General features: G+C 72.6%; 25 protein-coding genes. 19 read left to right on the top strand and 6 right to left on the bottom strand.

All coding sequences use genetic code 11. The annotated features are described in order from the left end of the window. Nucleotides 1-54 precede the first annotated feature (54 nt). The 3 genes from M6B22_RS02135 to dprA are packed head-to-tail and all read left to right on the top strand — an operon-like array spanning nucleotide 55 to nucleotide 3,229. Nucleotides 55-423, top strand: a complete 369-nt coding sequence (locus tag M6B22_RS02135; RefSeq protein WP_269444125.1) for a YraN family protein — start codon at nucleotides 55-57, stop codon at nucleotides 421-423. Continuing rightward, nucleotides 423-1,958, top strand: a complete 1,536-nt coding sequence (locus tag M6B22_RS02130) for a YifB family Mg chelatase-like AAA ATPase (RefSeq protein WP_269444124.1) — start codon at nucleotides 423-425, stop codon at nucleotides 1,956-1,958. Before M6B22_RS02135 ends, M6B22_RS02130 begins: the two co-directional genes overlap by 1 nt. A gap of 2 nt (nucleotides 1,959-1,960) precedes the next feature. After that, nucleotides 1,961-3,229: a DNA-processing protein DprA gene (gene dprA, locus M6B22_RS02125; RefSeq protein ID WP_269444123.1), complete on the top strand. Its 1,269-nt coding sequence runs from the start codon at nucleotides 1,961-1,963 to the stop codon at nucleotides 3,227-3,229. Nucleotides 3,230-3,277: 48 nt separating this feature from the next. On the opposite strand, the gene M6B22_RS02120 is transcribed toward dprA, so the two are convergent. Further along, on the bottom strand, nucleotides 3,278-4,294 hold the full coding sequence (locus tag M6B22_RS02120; RefSeq protein ID WP_269444122.1) for a tellurite resistance/C4-dicarboxylate transporter family protein: 1,017 nt from the start codon (nucleotides 4,292-4,294) through the stop codon (nucleotides 3,278-3,280). A 70-nt stretch (nucleotides 4,295-4,364) separates the two neighbouring features. Between M6B22_RS02120 and M6B22_RS02115 the strand changes: the two genes are divergently transcribed. Then, nucleotides 4,365-5,312 (top strand): tyrosine recombinase XerC, encoded by a 948-nt coding sequence (locus M6B22_RS02115; RefSeq protein ID WP_331459780.1) that lies wholly within the window; start codon nucleotides 4,365-4,367, stop codon nucleotides 5,310-5,312. A gap of 27 nt (nucleotides 5,313-5,339) precedes the next feature. Here M6B22_RS02115 and M6B22_RS02110 read toward each other — a convergent pair whose 3' ends face one another. Next, nucleotides 5,340-5,894, bottom strand: a complete 555-nt coding sequence (locus M6B22_RS02110) for a murein hydrolase activator EnvC family protein (protein ID WP_269444120.1) — start codon at nucleotides 5,892-5,894, stop codon at nucleotides 5,340-5,342. Nucleotides 5,895-6,190: 296 nt separating this feature from the next. Here M6B22_RS02110 and M6B22_RS02105 point away from each other — a divergent pair, with 296 nt between their 5' ends. The 13 genes from M6B22_RS02105 (at nucleotide 6,191) to M6B22_RS02045 (ending at nucleotide 20,223) form a co-directional block, all read left to right on the top strand. Continuing rightward, nucleotides 6,191-6,349 (top strand): hypothetical protein, encoded by a 159-nt coding sequence (locus M6B22_RS02105; protein WP_269444119.1) that lies wholly within the window; start codon nucleotides 6,191-6,193, stop codon nucleotides 6,347-6,349. 101 nt (nucleotides 6,350-6,450) lie between these two features. Continuing rightward, nucleotides 6,451-6,594, top strand: a complete 144-nt coding sequence (locus M6B22_RS02100; protein ID WP_269444118.1) for a hypothetical protein — start codon at nucleotides 6,451-6,453, stop codon at nucleotides 6,592-6,594. A 34-nt stretch (nucleotides 6,595-6,628) separates the two neighbouring features. Then, a complete protein-coding gene (locus tag M6B22_RS02095; RefSeq protein ID WP_269444117.1) occupies nucleotides 6,629-9,550 on the top strand; it encodes a helix-turn-helix transcriptional regulator in 2,922 nt (973 codons plus the stop codon). Between the two features lie 288 nt (nucleotides 9,551-9,838). After that, nucleotides 9,839-10,678, top strand: a complete 840-nt coding sequence (rpsB, locus tag M6B22_RS02090; protein ID WP_269444116.1) for a 30S ribosomal protein S2 — start codon at nucleotides 9,839-9,841, stop codon at nucleotides 10,676-10,678. Between the two features lie 32 nt (nucleotides 10,679-10,710). Further along, nucleotides 10,711-11,529 carry a translation elongation factor Ts gene (gene tsf / locus M6B22_RS02085; protein ID WP_269444115.1) on the top strand — a complete coding sequence of 273 codons (819 nt, stop codon included), beginning with the start codon at nucleotides 10,711-10,713 and terminating at the stop codon, nucleotides 11,527-11,529. Between the two features lie 53 nt (nucleotides 11,530-11,582). Next, nucleotides 11,583-12,329, top strand: a complete 747-nt coding sequence (gene pyrH, locus M6B22_RS02080) for a UMP kinase (RefSeq protein ID WP_269444114.1) — start codon at nucleotides 11,583-11,585, stop codon at nucleotides 12,327-12,329. A 36-nt stretch (nucleotides 12,330-12,365) separates the two neighbouring features. Beyond that, entirely contained in the window at nucleotides 12,366-12,923 is a 558-nt protein-coding gene (gene frr / locus M6B22_RS02075; RefSeq protein ID WP_269444113.1) for a ribosome recycling factor, read from the top strand. A gap of 22 nt (nucleotides 12,924-12,945) precedes the next feature. Beyond that, a complete protein-coding gene (locus tag M6B22_RS02070; protein WP_269444112.1) occupies nucleotides 12,946-13,776 on the top strand; it encodes a phosphatidate cytidylyltransferase in 831 nt (276 codons plus the stop codon). Next, nucleotides 13,773-14,327 (top strand): uridine kinase family protein, encoded by a 555-nt coding sequence (locus tag M6B22_RS02065; protein ID WP_269444111.1) that lies wholly within the window; start codon nucleotides 13,773-13,775, stop codon nucleotides 14,325-14,327. The genes M6B22_RS02070 and M6B22_RS02065 overlap by 4 nt, the downstream gene beginning before the upstream one ends. Nucleotides 14,328-14,361: 34 nt before the next feature. Further along, nucleotides 14,362-14,868 (top strand): pyridoxamine 5'-phosphate oxidase family protein, encoded by a 507-nt coding sequence (locus tag M6B22_RS02060; protein WP_269444110.1) that lies wholly within the window; start codon nucleotides 14,362-14,364, stop codon nucleotides 14,866-14,868. A 34-nt stretch (nucleotides 14,869-14,902) separates the two neighbouring features. After that, complete coding sequence (rlmN, locus tag M6B22_RS02055) at nucleotides 14,903-16,030, top strand: 23S rRNA (adenine(2503)-C(2))-methyltransferase RlmN (RefSeq protein ID WP_407935586.1); 1,128 nt, start codon at nucleotides 14,903-14,905, stop codon at nucleotides 16,028-16,030. Nucleotides 16,031-16,059: 29 nt separating this feature from the next. Further along, the gene (locus tag M6B22_RS02050) at nucleotides 16,060-18,162 is read left to right on the top strand and encodes an FUSC family protein (protein WP_269444108.1); all 2,103 of its coding nucleotides are present in this window, start codon (nucleotides 16,060-16,062) and stop codon (nucleotides 18,160-18,162) included. Nucleotides 18,163-18,171: 9 nt separating this feature from the next. Beyond that, nucleotides 18,172-20,223, top strand: a complete 2,052-nt coding sequence (locus tag M6B22_RS02045; protein WP_269444107.1) for a S9 family peptidase — start codon at nucleotides 18,172-18,174, stop codon at nucleotides 20,221-20,223. Nucleotides 20,224-20,230: 7 nt separating this feature from the next. Here the strand turns inward: M6B22_RS02045 and M6B22_RS02040 are convergent, their stop codons facing one another. Further along, the gene (locus M6B22_RS02040; protein WP_407935622.1) at nucleotides 20,231-21,649 is read right to left on the bottom strand and encodes an MFS transporter; all 1,419 of its coding nucleotides are present in this window, start codon (nucleotides 21,647-21,649) and stop codon (nucleotides 20,231-20,233) included. 230 nt (nucleotides 21,650-21,879) lie between these two features. Here M6B22_RS02040 and M6B22_RS02035 point away from each other — a divergent pair, with 230 nt between their 5' ends. Then, a complete protein-coding gene (locus M6B22_RS02035; RefSeq protein WP_269444105.1) occupies nucleotides 21,880-22,494 on the top strand; it encodes a TetR/AcrR family transcriptional regulator in 615 nt (204 codons plus the stop codon). On the opposite strand, the gene M6B22_RS02030 is transcribed toward M6B22_RS02035, so the two are convergent. The 3 genes from M6B22_RS02030 to ald all read right to left on the bottom strand — a co-directional run bounded on the left by M6B22_RS02030 (nucleotide 22,473) and on the right by ald (nucleotide 25,717). Next, nucleotides 22,473-23,126, bottom strand: a complete 654-nt coding sequence (locus M6B22_RS02030; RefSeq protein ID WP_269444104.1) for a pyridoxamine 5'-phosphate oxidase family protein — start codon at nucleotides 23,124-23,126, stop codon at nucleotides 22,473-22,475. The two genes, M6B22_RS02035 and M6B22_RS02030, sit on opposite strands and share 22 nt — an antisense overlap. Beyond that, nucleotides 23,123-24,490 (bottom strand): NAD(P)/FAD-dependent oxidoreductase, encoded by a 1,368-nt coding sequence (locus M6B22_RS02025; protein WP_269444103.1) that lies wholly within the window; start codon nucleotides 24,488-24,490, stop codon nucleotides 23,123-23,125. The genes M6B22_RS02030 and M6B22_RS02025 overlap by 4 nt, the downstream gene beginning before the upstream one ends. A 111-nt stretch (nucleotides 24,491-24,601) precedes the next feature. Continuing rightward, nucleotides 24,602-25,717: an alanine dehydrogenase gene (ald, locus tag M6B22_RS02020; RefSeq protein WP_269444102.1), complete on the bottom strand. Its 1,116-nt coding sequence runs from the start codon at nucleotides 25,715-25,717 to the stop codon at nucleotides 24,602-24,604. A 98-nt stretch (nucleotides 25,718-25,815) separates the two neighbouring features. Between ald and M6B22_RS02015 the strand changes: the two genes are divergently transcribed. Further along, nucleotides 25,816-26,328 (top strand): Lrp/AsnC family transcriptional regulator, encoded by a 513-nt coding sequence (locus M6B22_RS02015; protein ID WP_269444101.1) that lies wholly within the window; start codon nucleotides 25,816-25,818, stop codon nucleotides 26,326-26,328. Nucleotides 26,329-26,385 lie beyond the last annotated feature (57 nt).

The raw sequence follows: 26,385 nt of genomic DNA, 5'->3' as shown, positions 1-26,385 counted from the left end.
ACAGCCGGCTGATTCGCGGCCCGCGGCGTCGCCGGCTGCCGCCACGCTCGGTGCATGCGGAGCAAGGACGTGGTGGGGCGCTACGGCGAGGATCTCGCGGCGCGATATCTGGGCGAGGCGGGGCTGGCGGTCCTGGACCGCAACTGGCGCTGCCCGGACGGTGAGCTGGACATCGTCGCGCTGGAGGGCGCGGTGCTGGCCTTCGTGGAGGTGAAGACCCGCTCCACCCTCGGGTACGGCGACCCGGCCGAGGCGGTGCATGCGGTGAAGGCGGCGCGCATCCACCGGCTCGCGCTGCGCTGGCTGGACGAACACCGCGAATGCGGCCTGCCGCGCCACCTGCAGCTGCGCTTCGACGTGGTGTCGGTGGTCCGGCTCGCGCCCGGCGGGCCCGCGGTGCGGCACCTGCGGGCGGCGTTCTGATGGCGCTGGCCAGCACGTTCGGGGTGACGCTCGCGGGGGTGGCCGGGCAGCTCGTCGAGATCGAGGCGGACGTCTCCGCGGGCATCCCGGGCCTCTCGTTCACCGGGCTGCCGGACAAGTCGGTGCTCGAATCACGGGACCGGATGCGGGCCGCCCTGGTGAACTCCGGCGTCGCCTGGCCGAACCACAAGGTGACCGTCGCGCTGCTGCCCGCGGACGTGCACAAGATCGGCTCGCGCTTCGACCTGGCGATGGCGATGGCGCTGCTGGCGGCGGCCGGCGAGGTCGCTCCCGCTCCGCTCGCCCGGACGGCGTGGCTGGCCGAGCTCGGGCTGAACGGGCGGCTGCGCGCGATCCGAGGCGTGCTGCCGTCGGTGCTCGCAGCCAAGCGGGGCGGCATCACGCGCGTGATCGTGGCGCGGGGCAACGCCAGGGAGGCGGCTCTCGTCGACGGCGTCGAGGTCCGCGCGGCCCGAGACCTCACCGAGCTGATCGCGTGGTTGCGCGGTGAGGGTGAGCCACCGCCGCTGGCTGCCGCCGAGCCCGACCCGGACGATCCCGATCCCGGCGGCGGTGACCTGGCCGACGTCGCGGGCCAGACCGAGGCCAAGCGCGCCCTGGAGGTCGCGGCCGCGGGCAGTCACCATCTGTACTTCGTCGGGGCACCGGGGGCGGGCAAGACGATGCTTGCCGAGCGGCTGCCGGGCCTGTTGCCCGCGCTCGATCGTGATGCGGCTCTGGAGGTCACCGCCGTGCACTCGGTCGCCGGCCGGCTGCTGGAACAGGCCAGGCTGGTCCGCCGCCCGCCGTTGCAGGCACCGCACCACACGGCGACCGTCGCCGCTCTGGTCGGCGGTGGTTCGCACCTGGCCCGGCCCGGGGCGATCTCGCTCGCACACAACGGGGTGCTCTTCCTGGACGAGGCGCCGGAGTTCTCTCCGCGCGCGCTCGACGCGTTGCGCCAGCCGTTGGAGAGCGGGGTGGTGGTGCTGCACCGCGGTGGGGGAGCGGTCACCTATCCGGCCCGGTTCCTGCTCGTTCTCGCGGCCAACCCGTGCCCTTGTGGCAGCCGTGCGCACGAATGCGACTGCGCGCCCCAGGCCAGGCGTCGCTATCAGCAGCGGCTGTCCGGCCCGCTGCTCGATCGCATCGATGTGCGGGTCCAGGTCGACCCGGTCGCGCACGCTGAACTGTTCGCCGACGTGGGCACTCGCGAGTCGAGCGCGCAGGTCGCGGTCCGGGTCGCCACGGCACGGGCGGCCGCCGCGGAGCGGTGGCGCGGCATGCCCTGGCGCAGCAACAGCGTGATCCCCGGCTCGGTGCTGCGGGCCGCGCCGTGGGCGCTGCCGCACCAGGTCCTGCGGGCCACCGAGGGGTACCTGCAGCGCGGCCAACTCAGCGCGCGCGGGTTCGACCGGGTGCTGCGGTTGTCCTGGACCGTCGCCGACCTGGCCGGGCACCTCGCTCCCACCGCGGGCGACCTGGCCGAGGCGCTGTACTACCGCACCGGCTGGGCAGAGTCATGGGCGGCCTAGCAATGGACGGCGCAGCAGTGGACGGCGCAGCAGTGGACGGCGCAGCCACTGGGGGCGCCGTCGACCCACAACTGCTGATCGCGCGGGCCTATCTGAGCCGGGTCAGCGAGCCGGCCTGCATCCCGGTGTGGGACCTGGTGCGCCGGTGCGGGCCGGTGGCCGCAGCCGCGGCGATCCGAGACGGTGCCGTTGATCGCGACGTGGCCGCGGCGACACAGGCTCGCCGGGACAGCGTCGACCCGATCGCCGACCTCGAGGCCGCCGAACGGTACGGCATCGAACTGGTCGTGCCCGAGTCCGAGCGCTGGCCGCACTTCGCCTTCGCCGCGCTCGAGCGCACCGGGCTGGCCAGGGCGGCGCGCTACCGCGACGGTGACCGCACGCACAGCGAGTCCGGTGAGCTGATGCCGCCACTCGCGCTGTGGGCCCGGGGTGGGCTGGACCTGGCGTCGCTGGGCGTGCGGTCGGCCGGAATCGTCGGCTCCCGCGCGGCGACCGCGTACGGCGAACACGTCACGGCCGAACTCGGCTACGGGCTCGCCACCCGCGACGTGACGGTGGTGTCCGGTGGCGCGTACGGCATCGACGCGGCTGCGCACCGAGCCGCGCTGGCCGCGGGTGGGCCGACCGTCCTGGTTTCGGCGGGCGGCTTGGACCGACCGTACCCACCGGGCAACGCGGCGCTGTTCGAACGGGTGGCCGAGTCCGGCCTCCTGCTCTCGGAGAGCCCGCCCGGCTGCGCCCCGCAACGGCGCCGATTCCTGACCCGCAACCGCCTCATCGCCGCGCTCTCGACCGGCACGGTGGTGGTCGAGGCCGCGGCGCGTTCGGGGGCGATGAACACCGCCAAGCACTGTGTCGGGCTGGGCCGGCCGCTGATGGCGGTCCCGGGCCCGGTCACCTCGCCGATGTCCTCCGGTTGCCACACCTTGCTGGGCCGCGACGTCGCCCCCGCCATCCTCGTCAGCACCTCCGACGACGTCCTGGGCGTCGTCGGCGGTATCGGCGAGGGGGCTCGACCGGTCCCGGATAACGACCCCAAGCTGGCTGCCGGTGACCTGCGGGTCGACCTCGACCAGCTCGACAGCACCGCTCGACGGGTGTTCGAAGGACTGCTCGTTCGCCGGTTCGCCCGCCCCGACGAGATCGCCGCGCGCAGCGGGGTCAGTCCGCTGGAGGTGATTCGGGCCCTGCCCACCCTGGATCTCGCCGGCCTGATCGAGACCAGTGACGCGGGCTACCGGGTGGCTGCTCGCCGGCGCCCCGGATGAGTCCGCGCTCAACCGGTCCGTCGGCTCACCGCGGCCGTCGACCTGCAGCTAGCGGCGCTGCCGGACGAACGCCTGCCCCAGGCCGACCGCAACCAGCAGCCAGACGACGAAGCCGACCCAGAAGAACACCAGCGAGATCGTCCGCAGCGAGCGCAACTGGAACTGCACGGCGAGCGCGCTGTTCGCCGCCGCGTACATGCCGATCGGGAACACCGCCGACCACCACACCCGGGTGTAGTGGAGCGCGCCGAGCCGCCGCTCCACGGTCCAGATCTCCGCGTACAGCAGTACCGGGATCCACAGGCCGGCCAGGATCCACACGCCGATCGTGAGCGGTCGGACCCAGGGCAGGTACCCGGCAACGTGCATCGCGCGCGCCCCGGCCTCCAGGTGGGCCCCGGCGAGCGCGCTGATCGCCAGCGCACCCATCAGGATCCAGCTGTCGGGCGTCACCTCGTCCGCGGCGATCGGTCCGGCGACCGCGCGCCAGGCGATCAGCCAGGTCACCGCCAGGTAGATCAGCAGGGCGAGCAACCACAACAGCGCCGCGATCACCAGCAGCACCGACGCGTGCGCACGGATCGCGAGGTCGGCTGCCGTGATGGCCAGTCCGGCGGTGGCGACGGCGGGCAGCAGCCAGGCCCCATGGGCGTGATCGCGCAGCTGGGTGCGCGGGCGCGAAAGCACGTCGCGGATCGCGAGCGGCGTGAGAACCAGCCAGCCGAACAACGCGAGTGAACCGAGCAGCCACACCGCCGCACCGTGGCTGTCGAACCGGACGCCGAGCACCGTGCACGCGGCCACCGAGGTGAACAGGCACAGCGCAACGTCCGGGTCGGTGAGCTCTCCGGCTGCCGAGTGCGGCCTGGCGAGGACACGCAGCACGAGACCGATGCCCAGTACGACGAACGCGGCGGCGGCCAGCACGGCGAGCGGCACGCTGATCCGGGGGTACCGGTGATCGTCGGCGGCCACCGACACGATCCCGGTCGCCATCACCACCGCGAACACATCGGGTGGCAGGTCGGTCTCGGTCAGCCAGCGCGCGGCCACGGAACCGATCATGCCGTGCGCCGATGTGCGTTCGCGCGCGTGGCGCCTTGACCATGCGCCCGCGATCGCGCACGGTCAGGTCGTGGCAACCCGCGCGCGCGTCGATCTCGTCGCGACCCGTGCCGCGCTGCCGGGCGAACTCGGCGCGGCCGTCGACGCGTTCGAGCGGTACCTGCGCCTGGAGCGCAACCGCTCGGGGCACACGGTGCGGGCGTACGTCGGCGATGCGGTGGGGCTGCTCGATCACCTCGCCAAGCTGGGCGGACGGCGGGTCGGCGACCTGGATCTGGGCATGCTGCGCGGCTGGCTGGCGATCCAGCGCAACGGCGGGGCGGCGCGCACCACGCTGGCCCGGCGCGCCGCGGCGCTGCGCACGTTCAGCGCCTGGGCGCACCGCGCCGGGCTGATCGACAACGACCCCGCACAGCTGCTCGCCAGTCCGCGGGCCCACCGCAGCCTGCCGCCGGTGCTCGCCGTCGACGAGGCTGCCGCGGTGATGCAGGCCGGTGCCGACGAGCCGTCCGCGCTCGCCACCCGCGACCGGCTGATCGTCGAGTTGCTGTACGCGACCGGCATCCGGGTGTCCGAGCTGGTCGGTCTGGACCTCGACGACGTCGACCGCGAGCGGCGCGTCGTGCGCGTGCTGGGCAAGGGTGCGAAGGAGCGCACCGTCCCGTACGGCCTGGCTGCCGAACGCGCGCTCGCCGACTGGCTGCGTAGTGCCCGACCGGCGCTGGCGCGCGAGTCCAGCGGCCCGGCGCTGCTGCTCGGCGCACGCGGCGGCCGCCTGGACCCGCGCGCGGCACGTGCGGTGGTGCACGCCCGGATCGCCGCGGTACCCGGCGCGCCGGATCTGGGCCCGCACGGGCTGCGCCATTCGGCCGCCACCCACCTGCTCGACGGTGGTGCAGACCTGCGCACCGTGCAGGAACTGCTGGGGCATGCCAGCCTGGCCACCACCCAGATCTACACGCACGTGTCCGTCGAACGACTGCGTGCCGTCTATACCCAGGCCCACCCGCGGGCCTGAGCACACCGCCGCACGACGGCCCGCCCGTCACGGCGAATCCGCCCACGGTAATAGCCGCACCGGCCCGAGCGGCCGCAGCAGGCCGAGCGGATCGAAGTACGCGTCGCCGCGCCGCGCGCCCCAGTGCAGGCAGCGGCCAGGGGCGCAGCCGCCGTGCGTGCCGTGAACCCGGCCGATGGCCGCGCCGCGGAGGACCGTGGCGCCCGCGCGCACGAGCGGCGTCACCGGCTCGTACTCGGTGCGCACCCCGCCGGCGTGCGCGATCACCACCACGCCACGCCCGGCGACCCGGCCGGCGAAGGACACCGTCCCCGCGCCGGCCGCGCGGACCGGCTCACCGGGGCTGGTCGCCAGATCGACCCCGCGATGCCCCGGCCCCCACTGCGTGCTCGGCGGCACGAAGCCGCGGACCACCTGCAGCGGCGCCACGGGCGGGGCATAGGAGACCGCTGCCGGCGAGCCGGCCGCGCGCGCGTGGCGATGGACCCCGGGTCGGGCTGCCGACGCGCCGGGCAGCACCAGCAACAGCGTGGCAGCGACCGGGGCGGCGATTGTTGCGGCGACAAGCTGCGAGCGGATCACCTCGCCACCCTGGCGACGCCGGGCGACACGAACGGGCAGCCCGCACGCGCCTGTGGACAGGCGCGGCGTTGTCCACAGGTCGGGACCTAGCGTCGCTGCGAGTGGAGATTTGCGGGTGGATAGCCGCGATCTGGCGACCACTGCGGGTCGATCCACAAGCCCGGCTGGAGTCGGCCCGCAGCGGTCGGAAGCGTCAGCGGGCGTAACGCCCGTACCGAACTAGGCAGTTCTTCCGATGTGTCGCCGCACCTCAGCCCCGCACGCTGAGGTCGTCCCCGAGGCCTGAGGAGGTCGACATGTACCGCAACACGCAGACCGATCCGGCGCGGCGCCGCACCGCGGTCGACTACCGGCTCGCCGTGCTCACCCGCGACTACCGCCACCTGCCGCCCATCGCCAACGACTGGTGGTGGGAGCGCCGTAGCACCCGCGGGAACGGCCGTCACGAGCGGTAAGGCGGCCGCCGGCCGGGCGAATAGGGAGTTATCCCGATGCCCGCGCACCCCTTAGCCGCGCACAGTCAACCTCACCACCACAGCAAGCAAGGAGACGGACCATGATCGACAACCAGAACCTGGACGTCGTCGCCGCCGAGGTCGCCTACCGGCACCGCACCAGCGACAACCAGCACGCGCGCGAACTGCACCGGACGCTTCGCCGGTCGTGGCTCGCCCGCAGGAGTTCCGGGCGCACCGGCTGAGACGGATGTCGTAGGAACGCGCGAAGATGACTGGGTGCCCCGCTCCGTGATGACTCTGGTCGGCCGCAAGGCCGAGCTCGCCTCGCTCGTCGGCACACTCGAGCACACCACGGGTGGGGCACCGGCCGTCGTCGTGCTGGACGGCGACGCCGGCGTCGGCAAGACGCGGCTGTTGAGCGAACTGGTCCGCAAGGCGCACGACCGCGGCGTGCTCACCCTGATCGGCCACTGCGTCGACCTCGGTGACGCGCCACCGCCGTACCTGCCGTTCACCGAGGCGTTCGCGCGCCTGGCCGCTCAGGATCCGTCCCGGTCCGAGCGGCTGCGAACGGCATTCCCCGCGATCGCCCGGCTGCTGCCGCGCGGCACCGAGCCGGTGGCACCGGGCGACCGCATCGATCGCGGCGAGCTGTTCGAGTCGGTGTTCGGGGCGCTCGCGCTGCTCGCCGCGGAGGTGCCCGTCGCCCTGTTCGTCGAGGATGTGCACTGGGCGGACCAGGCGACCCGCGATCTGCTGGGCTTCCTGTTCACCCGCCTACGCGACGAACCGATCGCGATCGTGGCGAGCTACCGCAGCGACGACCTGCACCGCCGGCACCCGCTGCGCCCGACCCTCGCGCAGTGGTCCCGGCTGCCCATCGTCGATCGGGTGCACCTCGGCCCGCTACCGGTCGCTGACGTGCGGGCGTTGGTCCGGGCTGCCCGGGGCGGTGCCATCCGCGAGTCGGAGATCCGCACCATCGTCAGCCGCGCCGACGGCAACGCGTTCTTCGCCGAGGAACTGACCGCCGCCAGCGACCAGTACGGCGACATGGGCCAGTTGCCCTGGCAGTTGGCCGACGTTCTGCTCGTGCGGCTCGACCGGCTGGGGCAGGACGCGCGTGAGGTGGTCCGGGTCGCGGCGGTGGGCGGCCGCCGGGTCGGGCACGACCTGCTCGCCAAGGTCATCGAACTGACGCCCACCGCGTTGGAGTACGCGCTGCGCGAGGCGGTCGACGCGAACATCCTGGAACCGACCCCGAGCGGTCGCGGCTACACGTTCCGGCACGCGCTGCTCGCCGAAGCCGTCTACGACGACCTGCTGCCGGGCGAGCGGGTGCGCATCCACGCGGGATACGCGGCGGCGTTCGCGGCCGCCCCGGGCCGGCACACCGCCGAGCTGGCGCGGCACGCCCGCGCCTCGCACGACCTGCTCACCGCCTACCGGGCGAGCGTGTGCGCGGGCGAGGACGCCATGTCGGTCGCCGCGCCGAGCGAGGCGCTGCAGCACCTGCAGACCGCACTCGAACTGTCGGCGCAGCTGCCCGAGCCGCCCGACGACCCGGCCGCGCTGCTGCTCGCTCTCGTCGACGCCGGCGTCGCCGCCGGCCGCGGCTACCGTGCGCTGCGGCTGGCCCGCGAGACGCTGGCCGGCCTGCCCGCCGATGCGCCCGACGAGTCACGTGCGCGGGTGCTCTACGCGGTCGCGCTCGCAGCCGCGGCGGGTGAGGTCGACATGGAGACGTTCCAGGGCACCGCCGAGGCGCTGCGCCTGGTACCGGCCGAGCCACCCACCCCCTTTCGCGCCAACCTGGCGGCGATGCACGGCCGGCTCGCCTTCCTGTTCGGCCGCGAGGTCGACGCCGAGCGCTGGTCCCGCGAGGCCGTCGAGACCGCTCGGGCCGCCGGGGTGCCCGGCGCCGCGGCCGACGCCGAGACCACACTCGCCCTGCTCGCCCGGCGCGCCGACCAACCGGAGGAGGCCGCCGAGCGGCTCCGCGCCGTGGCCGACGAGGCGCAGCGGGCGGGCGAGACCGCGGCCGAGCTGCGCAGCCGCTACAACCTCGGCTCGCTCTACACCGAGCAGGGCGCGCTCGCCGAGGCTCAAGAGGCCTATGAGCACACCGCGCGGCGGGCCAGCGAGCTCGGCCGGCCGTGGGCGGCGTTCGGGCTCGAGGCGCGCGGCATGGGCGGGCTGATCCAGTACATGCGCGGCGACTGGGACGGCGCGCTGCGCACCCTGGACGTCGGTGGCCAGTCGCCGACTCCGCAGGCCGAGGCACTGTATGCGTCGATCGAGCTGCTGGTCCGCGTAGGCCGGGGCGAGCCGGACGCGATGGCGCTGGCCGGCGAGCTGCGTCCCTGGTGGGGACGCGAGAGCCGGGTCGCCCTCAACGCCACCGTGGCGGCCCTCGAGTCGGCCGCGCAGCGGGGCGATGTGGACGCCGCGCTGGAGGCGATCGGCGACGCCGTCGAACTGCTCTCGGTGTTGTGGCAGGACCCGTGGTTCCTCGCCAGGATCAGGCTCTCGGCACTGGGGATCGCGGTCTTCGCCGCGGCGGTCACGGCGGCGCCTGAGGCCGAGCGAGCCGCGCTGGTCAAGCGCGCCCAGACTCTGGTCGAGGACGGCCGCACGAGTGCCGAGAAGGGCGTGCCCAGTGGCCGCCGGCTGGGCATCGAGGCGATCGCCTGGCAGGCGCGGCTGGAGGCCGAGTGGGCGCGGCTGCGCTGGCTGGCCGGCGTCGAACCGCCCGAGGTCGACGAGCACATCGCGCTGTGGCAGCAGGCCGTCGAGGCGTTCGGCTACGGCGACACCGTCGAACAGGTACGCTCCCGCACCCGGCTGGCGGCGGTGCTGCGCGCGGCCGGGCGCAGCACCGAGGCCGCCGAGCACGCGAGCCAGGCACGCGAGACCGCCCGCGCCCTGGGCGCCGGACCGTTGCTGGCGGAGATCCGCCGGCTCGGCACGACCGCGGCCCGATCGGCCGAGCACGGCACCACCGGGCTGACCGATCGCGAGCGCGAGGTGCTCGCGCTGCTCGTCGAGGGCCGTACCAACCGGCAGATCGCCCAGCGGCTGTACATCAGTGAGAAGACCGTGAGCGTGCACGTGTCCAACATCCTGGCCAAGCTGGGCGTGCACAGCCGCAACGAGGCCGCCGCGGTCGCCCGCCGCGACGCTGCGCTGCTCGGCTGAGTTCGCCAGGCGAGGCGCGGCGCGAGGCCTGTCGAGCCGGCGCACCGGCGTGGTCCGCGGCGTCCCCGCAGACCGGCTAGACTGAGCGACGCAGCCCGCGAGAGTGGGCTGACTTCGCGTGCCCGCTCCCACGGGAGTAGGCGGTCGGCCTCGGTCCGTCCCGACGGGACGGCAGCCGTCCGCGACACCGGGCACCAGGGCGGGCGCTCACCCGAGCTGTCCGCGACAACCGAGGCCGCACGCGGGCCGCTGCGTCAGCGTGCACGAAAAGCAAGGAGGACGACCGGCATGGCCGTCGTCACCATGAAGGAAATGCTCGAATCGGGCGTCCACTTCGGGCACCAGACCCGGCGCTGGAACCCGAAGATGAAGCGCTTCATCCTCACCGAGCGCAACGGGCTCTACATCATCGACCTGCACCAGACGCTGTCCTACATCGACCGCGCCTTCGAGTTCGTGAAGGAGACCGTCGCACACGGCGGGACGGTGCTGTTCATCGGCACCAAGAAGCAGGCGCAGGGCTCGATCGCCGAACAGGCCACCCGCGTCGGCATGCCCTACGTGAACCAGCGCTGGCTCGGTGGCATGCTCACCAACTTCCAGACCGTCTTCAAGCGCCTGCAGCGGCTCAAGGAGCTCGAGGCGATGGAGCAGGCCGACTGGGAGGGCACCGCCACCAAGAAGGAACAGCTGATCCTGCAGCGCGAGAAGGACAAGCTGGAGCGCACCCTGGGCGGCATCCGCGAGATGAGCCGCGTGCCCAGCGCCGTCTGGATCGTGGACACCAAGAAGGAGCACATCGCGGTCGGTGAGGCGCACAAGCTGGGCATCCCGGTGATCGCGATCCTGGACACGAACTGCGACCCGGACGAGGTCGACTACAAGATCCCGGGCAATGACGACGCGATCCGCAGCGCCGCGTTGCTCACCCGGGTGATCGCCGACGCGGTCGCCGAGGGCCTGGTGGCCCGCGCGAACGCCGCGGCCAACGCCGGCCGGGACGAGAAGCCGGATGCCGGTGCCAGTGGCGGTCAGCTCGCCGCGGACGAGCCGCTGCCGGAGTGGGAGCAGGAGCTGCTCAAGACCGGCGGCCCGACGAACACCGAGACGCCCGCACCGACCTCCTGACCCCCCGCGAGAACGAGACGAAAGAACGAGATATGGCGAACTTTTCCGCTGCCGATGTGAAGAAGCTCCGCGACGCCACCGGCGCCGGGATGATGGAGTGCAAGAAGGCGCTCGAGGAGGCCGACGGCGACTACGAGCGCGCCATCGAGGTGCTGCGAGTCAAGGGTGAGGCCAAGGCCCAGAAGCGCGGTAGCGAGCGCACCACGTCCAACGGGCTGGTCGCCGCCGCCGAGGGCGCGATGATCGAACTGGCGTCCGAGACCGACTTCGTGGCCAAGAACGAGCAGTTCCAGACCCTCGCGGCCGACATCGTGACGCACTTCGCCGGCTCGTCGGCCACCGACGCCGACACGCTGCGCGCCGAGACGCTCAAGGACGGCAAGACCGTCGCCGAGAGCGTCGACGCGCTCGCGGCCGTCATCGGCGAGAAACTCGAACTGCGCCGCGCCGTCAAGCTCGACGGCAAGGTGGCCACCTACCTGCACAAGAAGTCGTCCGACCTGCCACCGCAGGTGGGCGTGCTGGTGCAGTTCACCGGTGACGACGCCGAGGCCGCCCGCGGCGCCGCCATGCAGGTGGCCGCGCTGCGCGCCCGCTACCTCACCCGCGAGGACGTCCCCGCCGACGTCGTCGCCACCGAGAAGCGGGTCCTGGAGGAGAAGTCGCGTGCCGAGGGCAAGCCCGACGCTGCGCTGCCGAAGATCGTCGAGGGGCGGCTCAACGCGTTCTTCGCCGACAACGTCCTGCTCGAGCAGGAGTCGGTCCGCGAGGCCAAGAAGACCGTCAAGGCGGTGCTCGACGAGGCCGGCGTGACGCTGACGAAGTTCGCGCACTTCGAGGTCGGCCAGTAGCAGTCAACTAAGGTTCGACAAGACCGCACCGCGACGGAAGGGGCCGCTGACTGATGACCGGAACCGGGTCGGCGGCCCCTTCCTCGTCCGGTGCCTACCAGCGGGTGCTGCTCAAGCTGTCCGGCGAGGAGTTCGGCGGCGGCCGCGTGGGCGTCGATCCGGACGTGGTCCACTCGCTCGCCCGGCAGATCGCCGAGGTCGTGCTCGCCGGCACCCAGGTCGCGGTCGTCGTCGGCGGTGGCAACTTCTTCCGCGGCGCCGAGCTGAGCCAGCGCGGCATGGACCGCGACCGCGCCGACTACATGGCGATGCTGGGTACCGTCATGAACTGCCTGGCGCTGCAGGACTTCCTGGAGAAGGAAGGCATTCCGACGCGGGTGCAGACGGCGATCGCGATGGGCCAGGTCGCCGAGCCGTACATCCCGCGCCGCGCCGAGCGGCACTTGGAGAAGGGCCGGGTGGTCATCTTCGGCGCCGGGGTGGGCATGCCCTACTTCTCGACCGACACCGCGGGGGCCCAGCGGGCGCTCGAGATCGGCTGTGACGTGCTGATGATGGGCAAGCGCGGCGTCGACGGCGTGTACGACGACGACCCGCGGACCAACCCCAACGCGGTGCGCTTCGACACGATGACGTACGACGACGTCCTCACCCGTGACCTCAAGGTCGCCGACTCGACCGCGTTCAGCCTGTGCCGCGACAACGGCATGCCGATCGTCGTGTTCGAGCTCAGCGATGGGAACATCGCGAGGGTCGTGCGCGGTGAGAAGATCGGCACCCTGGTCACCGGATCGGCCTGACCGCGTGATCATCGAGCGACGAGCTGTGGAGCGAGCATGATTGACGAGACCCTCTTCGAGGCCGAGGAGAAGATGGAGAAGGCGGTGCACGTCGCGCGGGAGGAACTCGGCGGGCTGCGCACCGGCCGGGCCAACGCGTCGGCGTTCGCGCGCCTCGTCGTCGACTACTACGGCGCGCCCACGCCGATCCCGCAGATGGCCTCGGTGAGCGTTCCCGAGGCACGCATGGCGATCATCAAGCCGTACGACGCGTCGCAGCTCGGCGCGATCGAGCGGGCAATCCGCGACAGCGACCTGGGCGTGAACCCGACGGACGACGGCACCGTCATCCGGGTGGTGTTCCCGCAACTCACCGAGGAGCGCCGGCGCGAACTGGTGAAGGTGGCCAAGACCAAGGGCGAGGACGCGAAGGTCTCGATCCGCTCGATCCGCCGGCACGCGAAGGACAGCCTGGACAAGCTGGTGCGCGACGGTGAGAGCGGCGAAGACGACGTGCACCGCGCCGAGGCGGAGCTGGACAAGCTGACCGGCAAGTACACCGTGCTGGTCGATGACGTCGTCAAGGCCAAGGAAGCCGAACTGCTCGAGGTCTGAGCCGTTGATCGAGGAGACGGCCGTGACCGACGCCGAGCCGAAGAAGTCGCGCGCCGGGCGGGACCTGCCTGCCGCGATCGGCGTCGGGGTCGGGCTCGTCGCGCTGATCGTCGCCAGCTTGTTCGTGTACCGGCCGAGCTTCGCGTTCATCGTCGGTGCGGCCGTGGTCTACGGCTGCTACGAGCTGTCCCGCGCGTTCGGCGCGGCGCAGTTGCGGCCCGCGCTCGCACCGCTGACCGTCGGTTCGGTGGCGATGCTTGCGGCCGCCTGGCTGCGCGGGCCGAACGGGCTGGTGCTGGCGCTGCTGATCACGCTGTGCGGCGTGCTGATCTGGCGACTCGGCGACGGTGCCGACGGCTACCTGGGCGATGTCGGCGCGTCTGCGTTCATCCTGCTGTACCTGCCCACCCTGGCCGGATTCGCGGTGCTGTCCGCACACGCCGACGACGGTGCCGCGCGGATCATCGCGTTCGTGGCGACGGTGATCTGCAGCGACACGGGCGGTTACGCGACCGGCGTGTTCTTCGGCCGCCACCCGCTCGCCCCGATCGTCTCCAAGGCGAAGACCTGGGAGGGGTTCGCCGGCTCGGTGCTGTTCTGCTCGGCGTCCGGGATCTTGTTCCTCACGCTCACCTTCCACCAGCCGTGGTGGACTGGCCTGCTGTTCGGCCTGGCCATCGTGGTGACCGCGACGCTGGGTGATCTCGGTGAGTCGCTGCTCAAGCGCGATCTCGGCATCAAGGACATGGGGACCGTGCTACCTGGGCACGGCGGGATCATGGACCGGCTCGACTCGCTGCTGCCGTGCGCCGCGGTCGCCTACCTGCTGCTGTCCGCGTTCGCACCGGTGTGACCAGGGCCGCGCCCGAGGGCGTGATCGAGGCGGTGGCCCGGATCGCCGCGACGCGTGACGGTCAGACGCGCTGGGTCGGGATCGACGGGTGCGGGGGAGCCGGCAAGTCGACCCTGGCGGCCTCGATCGCGGCAGCAGTCCCGGAGGCCGCCGTCGTGCACATCGACGACTTCGCCGGCCCCCGGATCGCCGAGTGGGACTGGGCGCGGTTCGACGCGCAGTTGGTCCAGCCGCTGCTCGCCGGGCGTCCGGCGCACTACCAACGCTGGGACTGGGACCGCGACGAGGGTGCTGAATGGCACGATGTGCCTCCCGGCGCGGTGGTCGTCGTCGAGGGCGTGTCGTCGACGCGGCGCGAGGTGCACGCGCCCTGGGCGCTCACCGTGTGGGTCGAGGCATCGCGTGAGGTGCGGTTGGCCCGGGCGCTGGAGCGGGACGGCGAGGCGATGCTGGCACGCTGGCTGCAGCAGTGGATGCCGTCCGAGGATGCGTACGTCGCGCGCGAACGCCCGCAGCAGCGCGTCGATCTGCTCGTCAGCGGCGAGGGCTGAGAACGCTGTCGGCACCGCCTGGCACGCTGCTGGGATGCACGAGACACCCGACGAACTGCACGCACTGCAATCGCTGCTCGACCACAGCTTCGAGCGGGCATCCGATCACCTGAAGTCGATCATGGAACCGCAGCGGCGGCTCGGCGCGGAGCGACTGGTGGCCGAGCTCCCGTGCCCGGCCGTGCTGAACATCGCCACCGTGACGAAGGCGGGTGAGCCCCGGATCTCGGCCGTCGACGGGCACTTCCTGCACGGTCACTGGTACTGGGGCACCGCGGCTGACTCGCCCAAGGCACGACACGTGGCGGCCCGGCCGGCGATCAGCGCGTCGTACACACCACGCGACGGGTTCGGCGTCTTCTGCCACGGCAGGGCGGCGGTTCTGGACGGCGCCGAGCGGCAGCTGGTCGTCGATCACTTCACCGACGTCTACGGACGCTCGCCGGAGGAGTGGGCGCCCGGCGCGCTGTACGCCCGGATCGATGCGACCTGGCTCACCGCGTTCGCGATGACCGAGGAGGAACAAGGCGCAACGGGCTGAAGCCCGTTCGGAGCGGGCCGCCGTTTCTGGGACAATGGGACACCTCATGACGTCCCTCCCACTCGTCTTCGACGCGCCCAGGCGCGGCCTGCCGCCGCGCCATCTCGCCGACCTCGACGCAGCCGGTCGCCGCGCGGCGGTGACCGAACTCGGGCTGCCGGCCTTTCGGGCCGACCAGTTGAGCCGGCACTACTTCGCCAGGCTAGAGAACGACCCGGAGGCCATGACCGACCTGCCCGCTGCCGCGCGCGCCCGGGTGCGGGACGAGCTGTTCCCCCCGCTGCTGTCAGAGGTGCGGCACCAGGAGACCGACAGCGGCACCACGCGCAAGTCGCTGTGGCGGCTGCACGACGGCACGCTCGTGGAGTCGGTGCTGATGCGCTACCCGGCCACCGCGAAGCGTCCCGAGCGGATCACGGTGTGCGTGTCCAGCCAGGCCGGCTGCGGCATGGCGTGCCCCTTCTGCGCGACCGGTCAGGGTGGCCTGAAGCGCAACCTGTCCACCGGTGAGATCGTCGACCAGGTGGTGGCCGCGGCCCGCGCCGTGGCGCACGGCGAGATCGCGGGCGGCCCGGGGCGGCTCTCGAACGTGGTGTTCATGGGCATGGGCGAGCCGCTCGCGAACTACAACCGGCTGGTCGCGGCCCTGCACCGGCTCATCGATCCGGCCCCTGGGGGGCTCGGGCTGTCCCGCCGCTCCATCACGGTCTCGACCGTCGGCCTGGTCCCGGCAATCGGCAGGCTGGCCGAGGAGAGCCTCGACGTCACCCTCGCGGTGTCGCTGCACGCGCCGGACGACGAGCTGCGCGACACCCTGGTGCCGGTGAACACGCGCTGGAAGGTGGCCGAGGTGCTCGGTGCCGCCGATGCCTACGCGGCGCGCACGGGACGCCGCTACTCGATCGAGTACGCGATGATCAGGGACGTCAACGACCAGCCGTGGCGCGCCGACCTGCTCGGTGACCTGCTCGCCCCGCGACTCGCGCACGTGAACCTGATCCCGCTCAACCCGACGCCCGGGTCGCAGTGGGACGCCTCGCCCAAGCGCGTCGAGCAGGAGTTCGTCCGCCGGCTCGAGGCGCGCGGCGTCGCGGTGACCGTGCGCGACACCCGCGGCCGCGAGATCGACGGCGCCTGCGGCCAGCTCGCCGCACAGGGCTGACCGGCACCGGGCCGACCGGCACACACGCGATGGCGACCCGCGGCGGCTCGCTCGTCGGGTTGCTGCGCACGGCGGCGCGGCTGGACCGCACCCAGTCCGACCCGATCGTCTCGGCCCGCAACGCCATCGGCGTCGCGCTGCCGCTCGCGATCGGAGCCCTCGCCGGCAACGTCGCGTACGGGCTGCCGTCGACGATCGGCGCGCTGCAGACCGCGTTCGCCGACCGCCCGGGGCCGTATCGGCTGCGCCTGCTGCGGATGCTCGCCACCGCGACCGCGGCCGCGCTCACCAGCGGCCTCGCGGTGGCGTGCTCGCGCAGCGACGCCGCGTCCGTTCTGCTCCTGCTCGTCCTCGGCTTCGGGGCCGGCCTGCTGCTGACCGGCGGACCGGCCGCGACCCAGGTCGGCGTCGCCGCGACCGCGGCCGCCCTGGTTCTGGGACACCGGCCCGAGCCGGCGTCCGTCGCGCCCCATGTGGCACTGCTCGTGCTCGCCGGCGGCGCCGGGCAGGTGCTGCTTGCGATCGCCGCGTGGCCGCTCGGCCGGCACCGTCCCGAACGGCTTGCTCTGGCCGGGCTGTACCGCGAGCTCGTCGGCGTGGCGCAGCGCCCGCCCGGGACGCACGTCGGGCCGCCGGCCGGTGACACGGTCACCGGGGTCCGCCTGGTCCTGTACGGGCTCGGGCACGATCACGGCCCGAGCGTGGAGGCCTACCGCGTGCTGCTCGACGAGGCGGAGCGGATCCGCCGCGAGCTGATCGTGCTGGCGGGGCAGGCCGAGCGGTTGCGCGGCGCCGGCCGCACCGCACCGGAGACCGCGATCCGGACCGGACTCACCGAGTCCGCGCGGGTGCTGGGCGAACTGGCCGCAGCGCTGGAGGACGGCCGCCGCACGGACCCCGCGGTGCTGGATCCGGTGCGTACCGCCATCGACGCGCAGCTGTCGGTGCTGGACGCGGCCGCCGGCGCCGACCTGACCGCCCGGGCCGCCGCCGCGCGGCTGCGCAGCCTGGCCGGCCAGCTGCGCGCCGCCGTCGAGACGGCCCGCGCCGGTGCGAGCGAGGGCCGCAGCGGGGAGGAGCCGGACGTCTACGGCGTGCGCCGGCTGCGTGCGCCGATCGCGATCCTGCGGGCCAACCTGACCCCCAGCTCGGCGGTGCTGCGGCACGCCCTGCGGGTGGCGTTGCTGGTCGCCGGCTCGGACCTGCTGGTGCGACTGGGCGGCGTCGACCGCGGCTACTGGGTGCCGCTCACCGTGCTGGTGGTGCTGCGTCCGGACTTCGCCTCCACCTTCCAGCGCTCCTCGATGCGGGTTGCGGGGACGATCGTCGGCCTGCTGCTCGCGACCGCGCTGGTGCATTGGATACCCGGCGGGCAGTGGTACCAGGTGGTGCTGGTGGCCCTGTTCTTCTTCGGCATGCGGCTGGCCGGGCCGGGGAATCTCGCGCTCAGTGCGGTCGCGCTCGCCGGGCTGGTCGTCGTGCTGCTGGCGATCGACGGCATCGCGCCACATGCCACGGTGCAGTTGCGTGCCGAGGACACCCTGATCGGTGGTGTGCTGGCGCTGGCCGCGATGCTGCTCAGCCCGACCTGGGAGCGCGACCTGGTGCCCAGCCGGCTCGGGGACCTGCTCGCCGCCTACCGCAACTACCTCGCTGCGGTGTCCGATCCGGACTCGGACCTCGCGCGGCGCCAGCGCACCCGGGCGGCGTCCCGGCTGGCCCGCACCAACGCGCGGGCCTCGGTCGACCGGGCCCGCTCCGAGCCGGTGCGTGGCGAGGCCCAGGTCGAGTTGGGCGAGGCGGTGCTCGCCCACTCGCACCGGTTCATCCACGCCATGCTCACCGTCGACGCGGTGCGCACCACCGTGCACCGCGCCGGCCGGATCGACGAGCTGGACGGGTTCATGGTCGCGGCCGCAGCCGTCCTCACCAGCTGCGAGCGCGCGATCCGGGGCGGCACGCCGCCGCGATCGGTACCGAAGCTGCGCCCGCTGCAGGAGTCGCTGGCACGCGTGCTCGCCGCCGACCCCCTCAGTGACCCGGCCACGGCGAGCGCGCTGCTCGACGCCTCGGACCGCATCACCAACAGCCTGGACACCCTGGTGAACGAGTTGCGCAGGCAGCTGGCCTAACGTCGGGGTATGGACGCTGATCATGAAGGGCACCCGTCCGACACCGGCCCGTTCGCCGATCCGGCCCGCTACACCACGCTGCCGAGGCTGACCGGGCTCGCGCTGAGCCCGGACGGGTCGCGGCTCGTCGCCTGCGTACAGCAGCCGGACAGCAAGGGTGCGCGGTACGTCTCCTGCATCTGGCAGATCCCGCTGCAGGGCGGCGAGCCGGTGCGCCTCACCCGCTCGGAGCGGGGCGAGGCGTCGCCCGCCTTCCTGCCGAGCGGCGAGCTGCTGTTCATCTCCGCCCGCTCGGGCGGCAGCGAAGGCAGCGACGGCACCGGTGACGGGACCGCCGACGACGAAGCGGCGCTGTGGCTCCTTCCGGCCGGCGGCGAAGCGCGGCTGATCGCCCGCAGCCCGGGTGGCGTGGCCAGCCCGGTGGTGGCCGCCGATTCGGGGACGGTCGTGGTCAGCGGCAGCCGGCTGGCCTGGACCGCCCCGGACGGCGACGACGGCGCCCGCCGCAAGACCCGCGCCGAGCGCGGGGTCAGCGCGATCCTGCACACCGGCATGCCGATCCGGCACTGGGATCACGAGCTGGGCGAGGAGTCGCCGCGTCTGCTCGCATTCGGCGGCGGGGAGCTGCGCGATCTGACGCCGCACGCCGGCCAGGCGCTGCACGAGACGTCCTGCTCGATCACCGCCGACGGCACGACCGTCGTGACGAACTGGCGATCGCGCCGTCGCGGCGGCCGGTTCGACCGCGTTCTCGTCGGAATCGACGTCGCGTCCGGCGAGCACACCGTGCTCGCCGACGAGGACGGGATCGACTACGTCGCGCCGGTGATCTCGCCCGACGGCACGATGATCGCTGTCGGACGCAACTTCGGCGGTGACTACGAGCGGCCGCTCGCCGAATCGGTGCAGCTGCGCCGGACGGACGGATCGAGCGAGCCGGTGCTGCCGGACCTCGGCGACGTGTTCCCGCACGAATGGGCGTTCTCCCGCGATTCGCGCACGCTCTACGTCGCCGGTGACCTGCACGGTCGCGGTGCCGTGGTGGCCGTGGACGCAGCCACCGGGGCGGCGACCCATCTGCTCGCGGTGGACGCCTCGTACTCCTGCCTGTGCCCGAGCCCGGACGGCCGATACGTCTACGCGCTGCGTTCGGCCGTCGAGTGCGCGCCCACACCGGTCCGGCTGGACACCAGGATCGAGGCCCAGGTTCCGCGCCCGCTGCCGACCCCCGCGCCCACCCCGCAGCTGCCCGGCACGCTCGTGGAGCTCGACACCACGGCACCGGACGGCAGCACGCTGCACGGCTGGCTCTGCCTTCCCCCAGCCGGTGAGCAGCCTTGTCCGGTGATGCTGTGGATCCACGGCGGGCCGTTCAGCTCGTGGAACTCCTGGTCGTGGCGCTGGAACCCGTGGGTCGCGGTTGCCCGCGGGTACGCGGTGCTGCTGCCCGACCCGGCGCTGTCGACGGGCTACGGAGAGGGATCCCTGCGGCGCGCCTGGCCGCACCGTGCCGGCGTCGTGTGGCGCGACCTGGAGACGCTGCTCGACGACGTCCTCGACCGGTTCGATCTCGACCGCGATCACGTCGCCTGCCTGGGTGCGTCCTTCGGCGGCTACATGACGAACTGGATCGCCGGGCACACCGACCGGTTCGGCGCGATCGTCACGCATGCCGGGCTGTGGGCGCTGGACCAGCAGCACGCCACCACAGACGGTGCGCAGTGGAAGACCGGCATCTTCGGTACGCCGGCCGAGCACCCGGACTGGTACGCGGAGAACAGCCCGCACAACTTCGTCGACAACATCGCCACCCCGATGCTGATCGTGCACGGCAACCGCGACTACCGGGTGCCGATCAGCGAGGCGTTGCGGCTGTGGTGGGACCTGGTCAGCCGTTACGACGGAACGCCGGAGACGATGCCGCACCGCTTCCTGCAGCTGACCGGCGAGAACCATTGGGTGCTCTCGCCGGCCAACGCGCAGCTCTGGTACGACACCGTCCTGGGCTTCTGCGACCAGCACGTGCTCGGCCGCGAGTGTCTGCCGAGCACGTTGCTGTGAGGCAGGGCTATTCGGCCAGGACGGCCTGCAACTCCGCTTCGAGCTCGGCGTCGGTGTAGTCCACGTCCGGTGCCGCGGGGCGGCGCCGGATCGCGAACGCGACCAGCAGCCAGGTGGCCAGCAGGAAGACGCTGGCCGCCCAGAACGCCGAGTGCGCACCCGCGACGAATACGTGCCGCGCGGCCTCGGCCGCCGACAGCCCCGGGCGCAGATTGTCTGCAGCGTTGCTGCTCGCCGTGCCGAACACGGTGACCAGCACGGACAGGCCCAACGAGCCGCCCACCTGCTGCATGACGTTCACCAGGCCCGACGCGGCCCCGGAGTCCTCCGGTGCCACCCCGTCCAGTGCGGCGGTGGTCAGCGGCACGAACGCTAGCCCGTTGCCCGCGCCGAAGATCAGCAGCGGGACCACGAGGGCGAGGTAGCCGCTGTGCTCGTTCAGCTGGGTCAGCAGCGCCATGCCGGTGGTGGACAGGGTGATCCCGCCGACCATCACAACCTTCTCGCCGAACCGCTCGACCAGCCCGCGTGAACTCAGCTGCGAGCCCAGGAACACCATCACGGTCAGCGGCAGGAACGCGAAGCCGGTCTTCAGGTCGCTGTAGCCGAGCACTCCGCGCAGCAGCTGGGTGAGGAAGAAGAACATCCCCATCATCCCGGCCACCAGCAGCAGCCGGGCCAGGTACGCGCTGGCGCGGTTGCGGTCGGCGAACAGCCGAAGCGGCGTGATCGGCGACTCCGCCCGCGACTCGGTGCGGATGAACGCGGCCAGTAGCACCAGGCCCGCGGCGAACGAGCCGATCGTCCCGGCGTTCGACCAGCCGTCGCTGGCAGCGTGCACGAAGCCGTAGACCAGCGCGGTCATCCCGAGCGTGGACGTCAGCGCCCCGAGCAGGTCGAAGTGACCGCTGCGCCGCGGCGTCTCGATCAGCACCGGGCGCGCGATCACGAGCAGTGCCAGACCGATCGGCACGTTCACGAACAGCACCCACCGCCAGGACGCCCACTCCGAGAGCATCCCGCCGGCGATCAGGCCGACAGCGGCGCCGCCGATCGAGACCGCGGTGTAGAGCCCGATCGCGCGGGTGCGCTCGCGGGTCCCGGGGAACATGGTCATGAGCAGCGCCAGCGCGGAGGGCGAGGCGAGTGCGCCGCCGATGCCCTGGATGGCGCGCGCGGTGAGCAGTTCGCCCGGGTTCTGGGCGAAGCCGCCGGCCAGTGAGGCCAGGGCGAACAGGGCGATGCCCGCGAGGAAGACGCGCTTGCGACCGAGCAGGTCGCCGGCCCGGGCGCCCAGGAGCAACAGTCCGCCGAACGTGAGGGTGTAGGCGTTCACGACCCAGGACAGCCCGGCGGGGGAGAAGTGCAGCGCGCCCTTGATGTCCTGCAGCGCGATGTTCACGATGGTCGCGTCCAGCACCACCATCAGTTGGGCGGTGAGGATCGCGGTCAGCACCAGCCCGGGGTGGCCGGGCCGGAGGAAGCGCCGGGCGACCGCGGGTGCGGCGCCGGCAGTGTTTGGTGGAGATTGGACAGTCACAGAACACTCCTGAGTGGAGTAGCATCGGGTGAAACGGAAGGGCCCTCCGGAAACAGTAGCGGAGGTAGCCTCCGGATTGCAACGTGATTTCGGTACGGGTTTCGCGAGGAGGCGTCGTGGCGAACACCGCGGAGCAGCTGGTCACGGCTGCCGCCCTGGACTGCACGGCCGCTCGCAAGCCGATGCGGGCGGACGCGCGCCGCAACTACGACAGGCTGCTGGCGGCCGCCCGCGCCGAGTTCGCGTCCCGCGGCGCGGGTGCCTCCCTGGAGGAGATCGCCCGGCGCGCCGAGGTCGGCGTCGGCACGCTGTACCGGCACTTCCCGACCCGGCAGGCGCTGCTCGAGGCCGTGTACGTCGAGGAGGTCATGGCGCTGTGTCGCTCGGCCGAGGACTTCGCCGCGGCAGCACCGTGGGACGCGCTCGCCGACTGGCTGAGCCGGTTCGTCGATTATGTGGCCACCAAGCGGGCGCTGGCCGAAGAGATGATGACCACGATGAGCAAGGACGCGCCGGTGTTCCGCACCTGTCACGACGCGATCTTCGCCGCCGGCGAACCGCTCCTCGCGCGCGCCAAGGCCGAGGGCGTCGTGCGAGATGACGTCGAGTTCCTCGAGGTCATCCAGTTGGTCAGCGGCATCACCATGGTGCGCAACGCGACGCCGGACCAGATGAAGCGGGTGCTCTCGGTCGCGCTCGACGGCCTGCGCTACGGGGTCGAGGCGGGCTGATCGCTGGGTAGCGCGCGCACCGACGCGGGCACCGGGAGCCCGGGCCGCAGGTCCGGTGCCGCCAGCGGCGTCCGGTACCGCGTGACCGCCGGGACAACCCCCGCCCAGGCCTCGCCCGCGACGTCCTCGTCCGGGTCCTCCGGCCAGCCCGCCGACACCTTCAGGGACCACTCCGCGATGGGCAGGGCGAGCACCAGCGTGGCCGCGAGCTCGCGCTCGTTCGGACGGCGCAGCTCGGCCACCCGCCCGGGGATCATCGCGTCGGTGATCAGGTCGAGGGCCGCGAGCTTGTCCGCGCCCTGCACCGTGGCGCAGCTTCCGAACAGGACGGCGCTGCGGTAGCGGATCGAGGACTCGAAGGCCGAGCGCGCCACCACCAGGCCGTCGACCGCGGTGACGGCCAGGCTCACCGGCGCCCCACCGACGAGCCGGCGCATCCAGGGCGAGCCGGTCGAACCGTGCAGCAGCATGCGGTCACGGTCGCGCACCGTCGCGGTCGGGATCACCCGGGGCAGGCCGGCGTCGTCGACGAAGCCGACGTGGCCGACGTGCACGGCGTCCAGCAGCGCGTCCAGGACCGAACGTTCGATGCTCTGCTTCTCGCGCAACCGGGTGACCGTGGTGCGGCTCATCGGCCCATCATCGCGTTCACCAGGCCGGCCAGCCGCGAGGGCCGCCCGCTTCGCCGCTCGGCGTTGTCGGCCCAGGACATCGCACGCAGCCCGGCGTTCGCACCCAGCCAGCGCAGCGGTTCCGGCTCCCAGCGCCGGGAGCGGTGCCCCACCCAGGGCAGCCGGGTCAGTTCGGTGTCCCGGTCGAGGATCAGCTCGGCGAGCGTGCGGCCGGCCAGGTTCGTCGTCGAGACGCCGTCGCCGACGTACCCGCCGGCCCACGCGGTCCCGGTGGCGCGGTCCAGCCCGACCGAGGCGTGCCAGTCGCGGGCGATGCCGAGCGGGCCGCCCCAGCGATGCGTGATCCGGGCGTCGTGCAGCACCGGGAACAGCTCGACCAGGGTGCGCTGCAGTGCATCGAACACCGGTGGCACCCGGTCGTAGGTCGGGTCGATGCGCGAGCCGACGTGATACGGCGCGCCGCGCCCGCCGAAGACCAATCGGTCATCGGCGGTGCGCTGGCCGTAGATGATCAGGTGGCGGTGGTCGCTGAACGTCTCGCGCTCGCGAAGCCCGATCTGGTCCCACACCTGCTCGGGCAGCGGCTCGGTCGCGATGATCAGCGAGTACACCGGGGCAAGCGCCCGGCGCAGCCCGGCCAGCCGGGCGGTGTAGCCCTCCGTGGCGCGCACCACGGTAGGTGCGCGGACGGTGCCGTGGTCGGTGTACACCACGCGCGGCTCGATCGTCGTCACCCGGGTGCGTTCGTGGATCACGCCGCCGCGCGCCTCGACAGCACTCGCCAGTCCACGCACCAGCTTCGCCGGCTGTAGCGCGGCGCAGTGCGGCGTGTAGCTGGCGCCGAGCACCCCGGTCGCGGCCAGCCGGGCACGCGCCTCGTCCGCGTCCAACAGCTGCAGGTCCAGGCCGAAGTCGTCGGACTCGGCCACCTCCGCCCGGGCGCGCTGCAGCTGGGTCGCCGAGCGGGCGAGCACGATGGTGCCGCCGACGGCGACGTCCGCGTCGATGCCCTCGGCGGCGGCTGCCCGTACCACCTCGGTCACCGACGCGCGCATCGCGAGGTACTGCGCGACCGCGGCGTCCCGCCCCGCCTCAGCCGCAAGGGTCGCGATGCCGACCGGGTAGAGCGCGGAGCACCAGCCGCCGTTGCGCCCGGAAGCGCCGAAGCCGGCGATCTCCGACTCCAGCAGCACGACCCGCAGCGTCGGGTTCGCGGCGAGCAGGTAGTACGCCGTCCAGAGCCCGGTGAAGCCGGCACCGACGATCGCTACGTCGGCCTCCGTCGTGCCGGGCAGCGGCTCGCGCGGTGTCAGCGGGCCGGGCAGTTGGTCGAACCAGAGGGACAGCGCGCGGTAATCGCTCATGGTCGTCCCCTCAGTCCCGCCGCCAACTCCTCGCGAGTGGCGACTCCAGCCGCCGAGTGGCGGCGTGTAGGTCGCCACTCGGCGCGGTAGGTCGCCACTCGGCGGGGGAGTTCAGGCGAGCACGTCGGCCAGCGGCACCGCGGTGTAGCCGTGTGACTGCGCCACCGGGGCGTTGGTGAGCTGGCCCTCATGCGTGTTCAGGCCCAGCGCCAGCGCCGGGTCCGCGCGCAGCGCGTCGCGCCAGCCGCGGTTCGCCAGTTCGACTGCATACGGCAGCGTCACGTTGGTCAGCGCGTAGGTGGACGTGTGCGGCACCGCGCCCGGCATGTTCGCGACGCAGTAGAAGACCGAGTTATGCACGCGATAGGTCGGGTCGGCGTGCGTGGTCGGCCGCGAATCCTCGAAGCAACCGCCCTGATCGATCGAGATGTCGACCAGCACCGAGCCCGGCTTCATCCGCGAGACCAGCTCGTTGCTGATCAGCGTCGGCGCCTTGGCCCCGGGGATCAGCACCGCGCCGATGACCAGGTCGGCGTCCAGCACCGCCCGCTCGACCTCGTAGGCGTTCGACGTGACCGTCTGGCAGTGCCCCTGGTAGATCGCGTCCATCTGGCGCAGCCGCGCGACGTTCTTGTCCAGCAGCAGCACCTCGGCCTGCATGCCGAGCGCGATCGCCGCGGCATTCTGCCCGGAGACGCCCGCGCCGATGACGACGACCTTCGCGGCGTAGACCCCGGGCACGCCGCCCATCAGGGTGCCGCGCCCACCCCCCTGGCGCATCAGGTGGTACGAGCCCACCTGCGGGGCGAGCCGGCCGGCGACCTCGGACATCGGGGCGAGCAGCGGCAGCGACCTGTCGGCGAGCTGCACGGTCTCGTAGGCGATGCCGGTGGTGCCGGCCTGCAGCAACGCGTCGGTGCAGGCCTTGTCGGCGGCCAGGTGCAGGTAGGTGAACAGCATCTGGTCCTTGCGCATCCGGTGGTACTCCTCGGCGACGGGCTCCTTCACCTTGAGCACCATCTCGCCGGCCGCCCACACGTCGTCGGCGCCGTCGAGGATGCGCGCGCCGGCCGCGGCGTAGTCGGCGTCCGGGATGGCCGAGCCGACCCCGGCCTCGCGCTCGATGAACACCTCGTGGCCGTGCTGGACCAGCTCGTGCACGCCGGCGGGCGTGATCGCCACCCGGTACTCGTGGTTCTTGACCTCGCGCGGGATGCCGACCTTCATCTGAGCACGCCTCCATTGCCGTGACTGGGTTCGACCAATGATGAAGTAAGCCCGGCCCTCGTACTATATGTCTGCCGAAGATTCTGTAGGATACGGCCGTGGCTGAACATCCTTCGAGCTCGATCCGGCGTGGGGCGGCGCCGCCGAACAATGTTCGTCCCGCACTGGACGCCGTCGACCGGCGGCTGCTGACCGAGCTGGCGGCCGACGCGCGGCTGCCGAACAACGCGCTGGCCGAACGGGCGGGGATCGCGCCGTCCACCTGCCTCGGCCGGGTGCGCGCGCTGCGCGAACGGGGCGTGATCCGCGGCTACCGGGCGGACATCGATCCGGCCGCGCTGGGGCGTCCGCTGCAGGCGATGATCTCGGTGCGGCTGCAGTCCGGCGCACGCGGGCACCTTTCCGGCTTCGCCGAGAAGATGGCCGCGCTGCCCGAGGTGCTCGACGTCTTCTTCCTCGGCGGGGCCGACGACTTTCTGGTGCACATCGCCACCACCGGAAGCGACGCGCTGCGCGACTTCGTCGTGGGCAACCTGTCCAGCGACCCGGACGTCGCGCTCACCGAGACCAACCTGATCTTCGAGCACGTCCGGTCCGGGGCGAGCCACTAGCGTCGTTCCGCCGCCAGGCTCGCGGGGGTGATCGTGACGGTGTCCGCGTCGCGAGTT

It is taken from the genome of Jatrophihabitans cynanchi, from assembly GCF_027247405.1.
Lineage (GTDB): Bacteria > Actinomycetota > Actinomycetes > Mycobacteriales > Jatrophihabitantaceae > Jatrophihabitans_B > Jatrophihabitans_B cynanchi.
The sequence above is the reverse complement of the archived record's forward strand: the minus strand, read 5'-3'. Positions and strand labels throughout refer to the sequence as shown.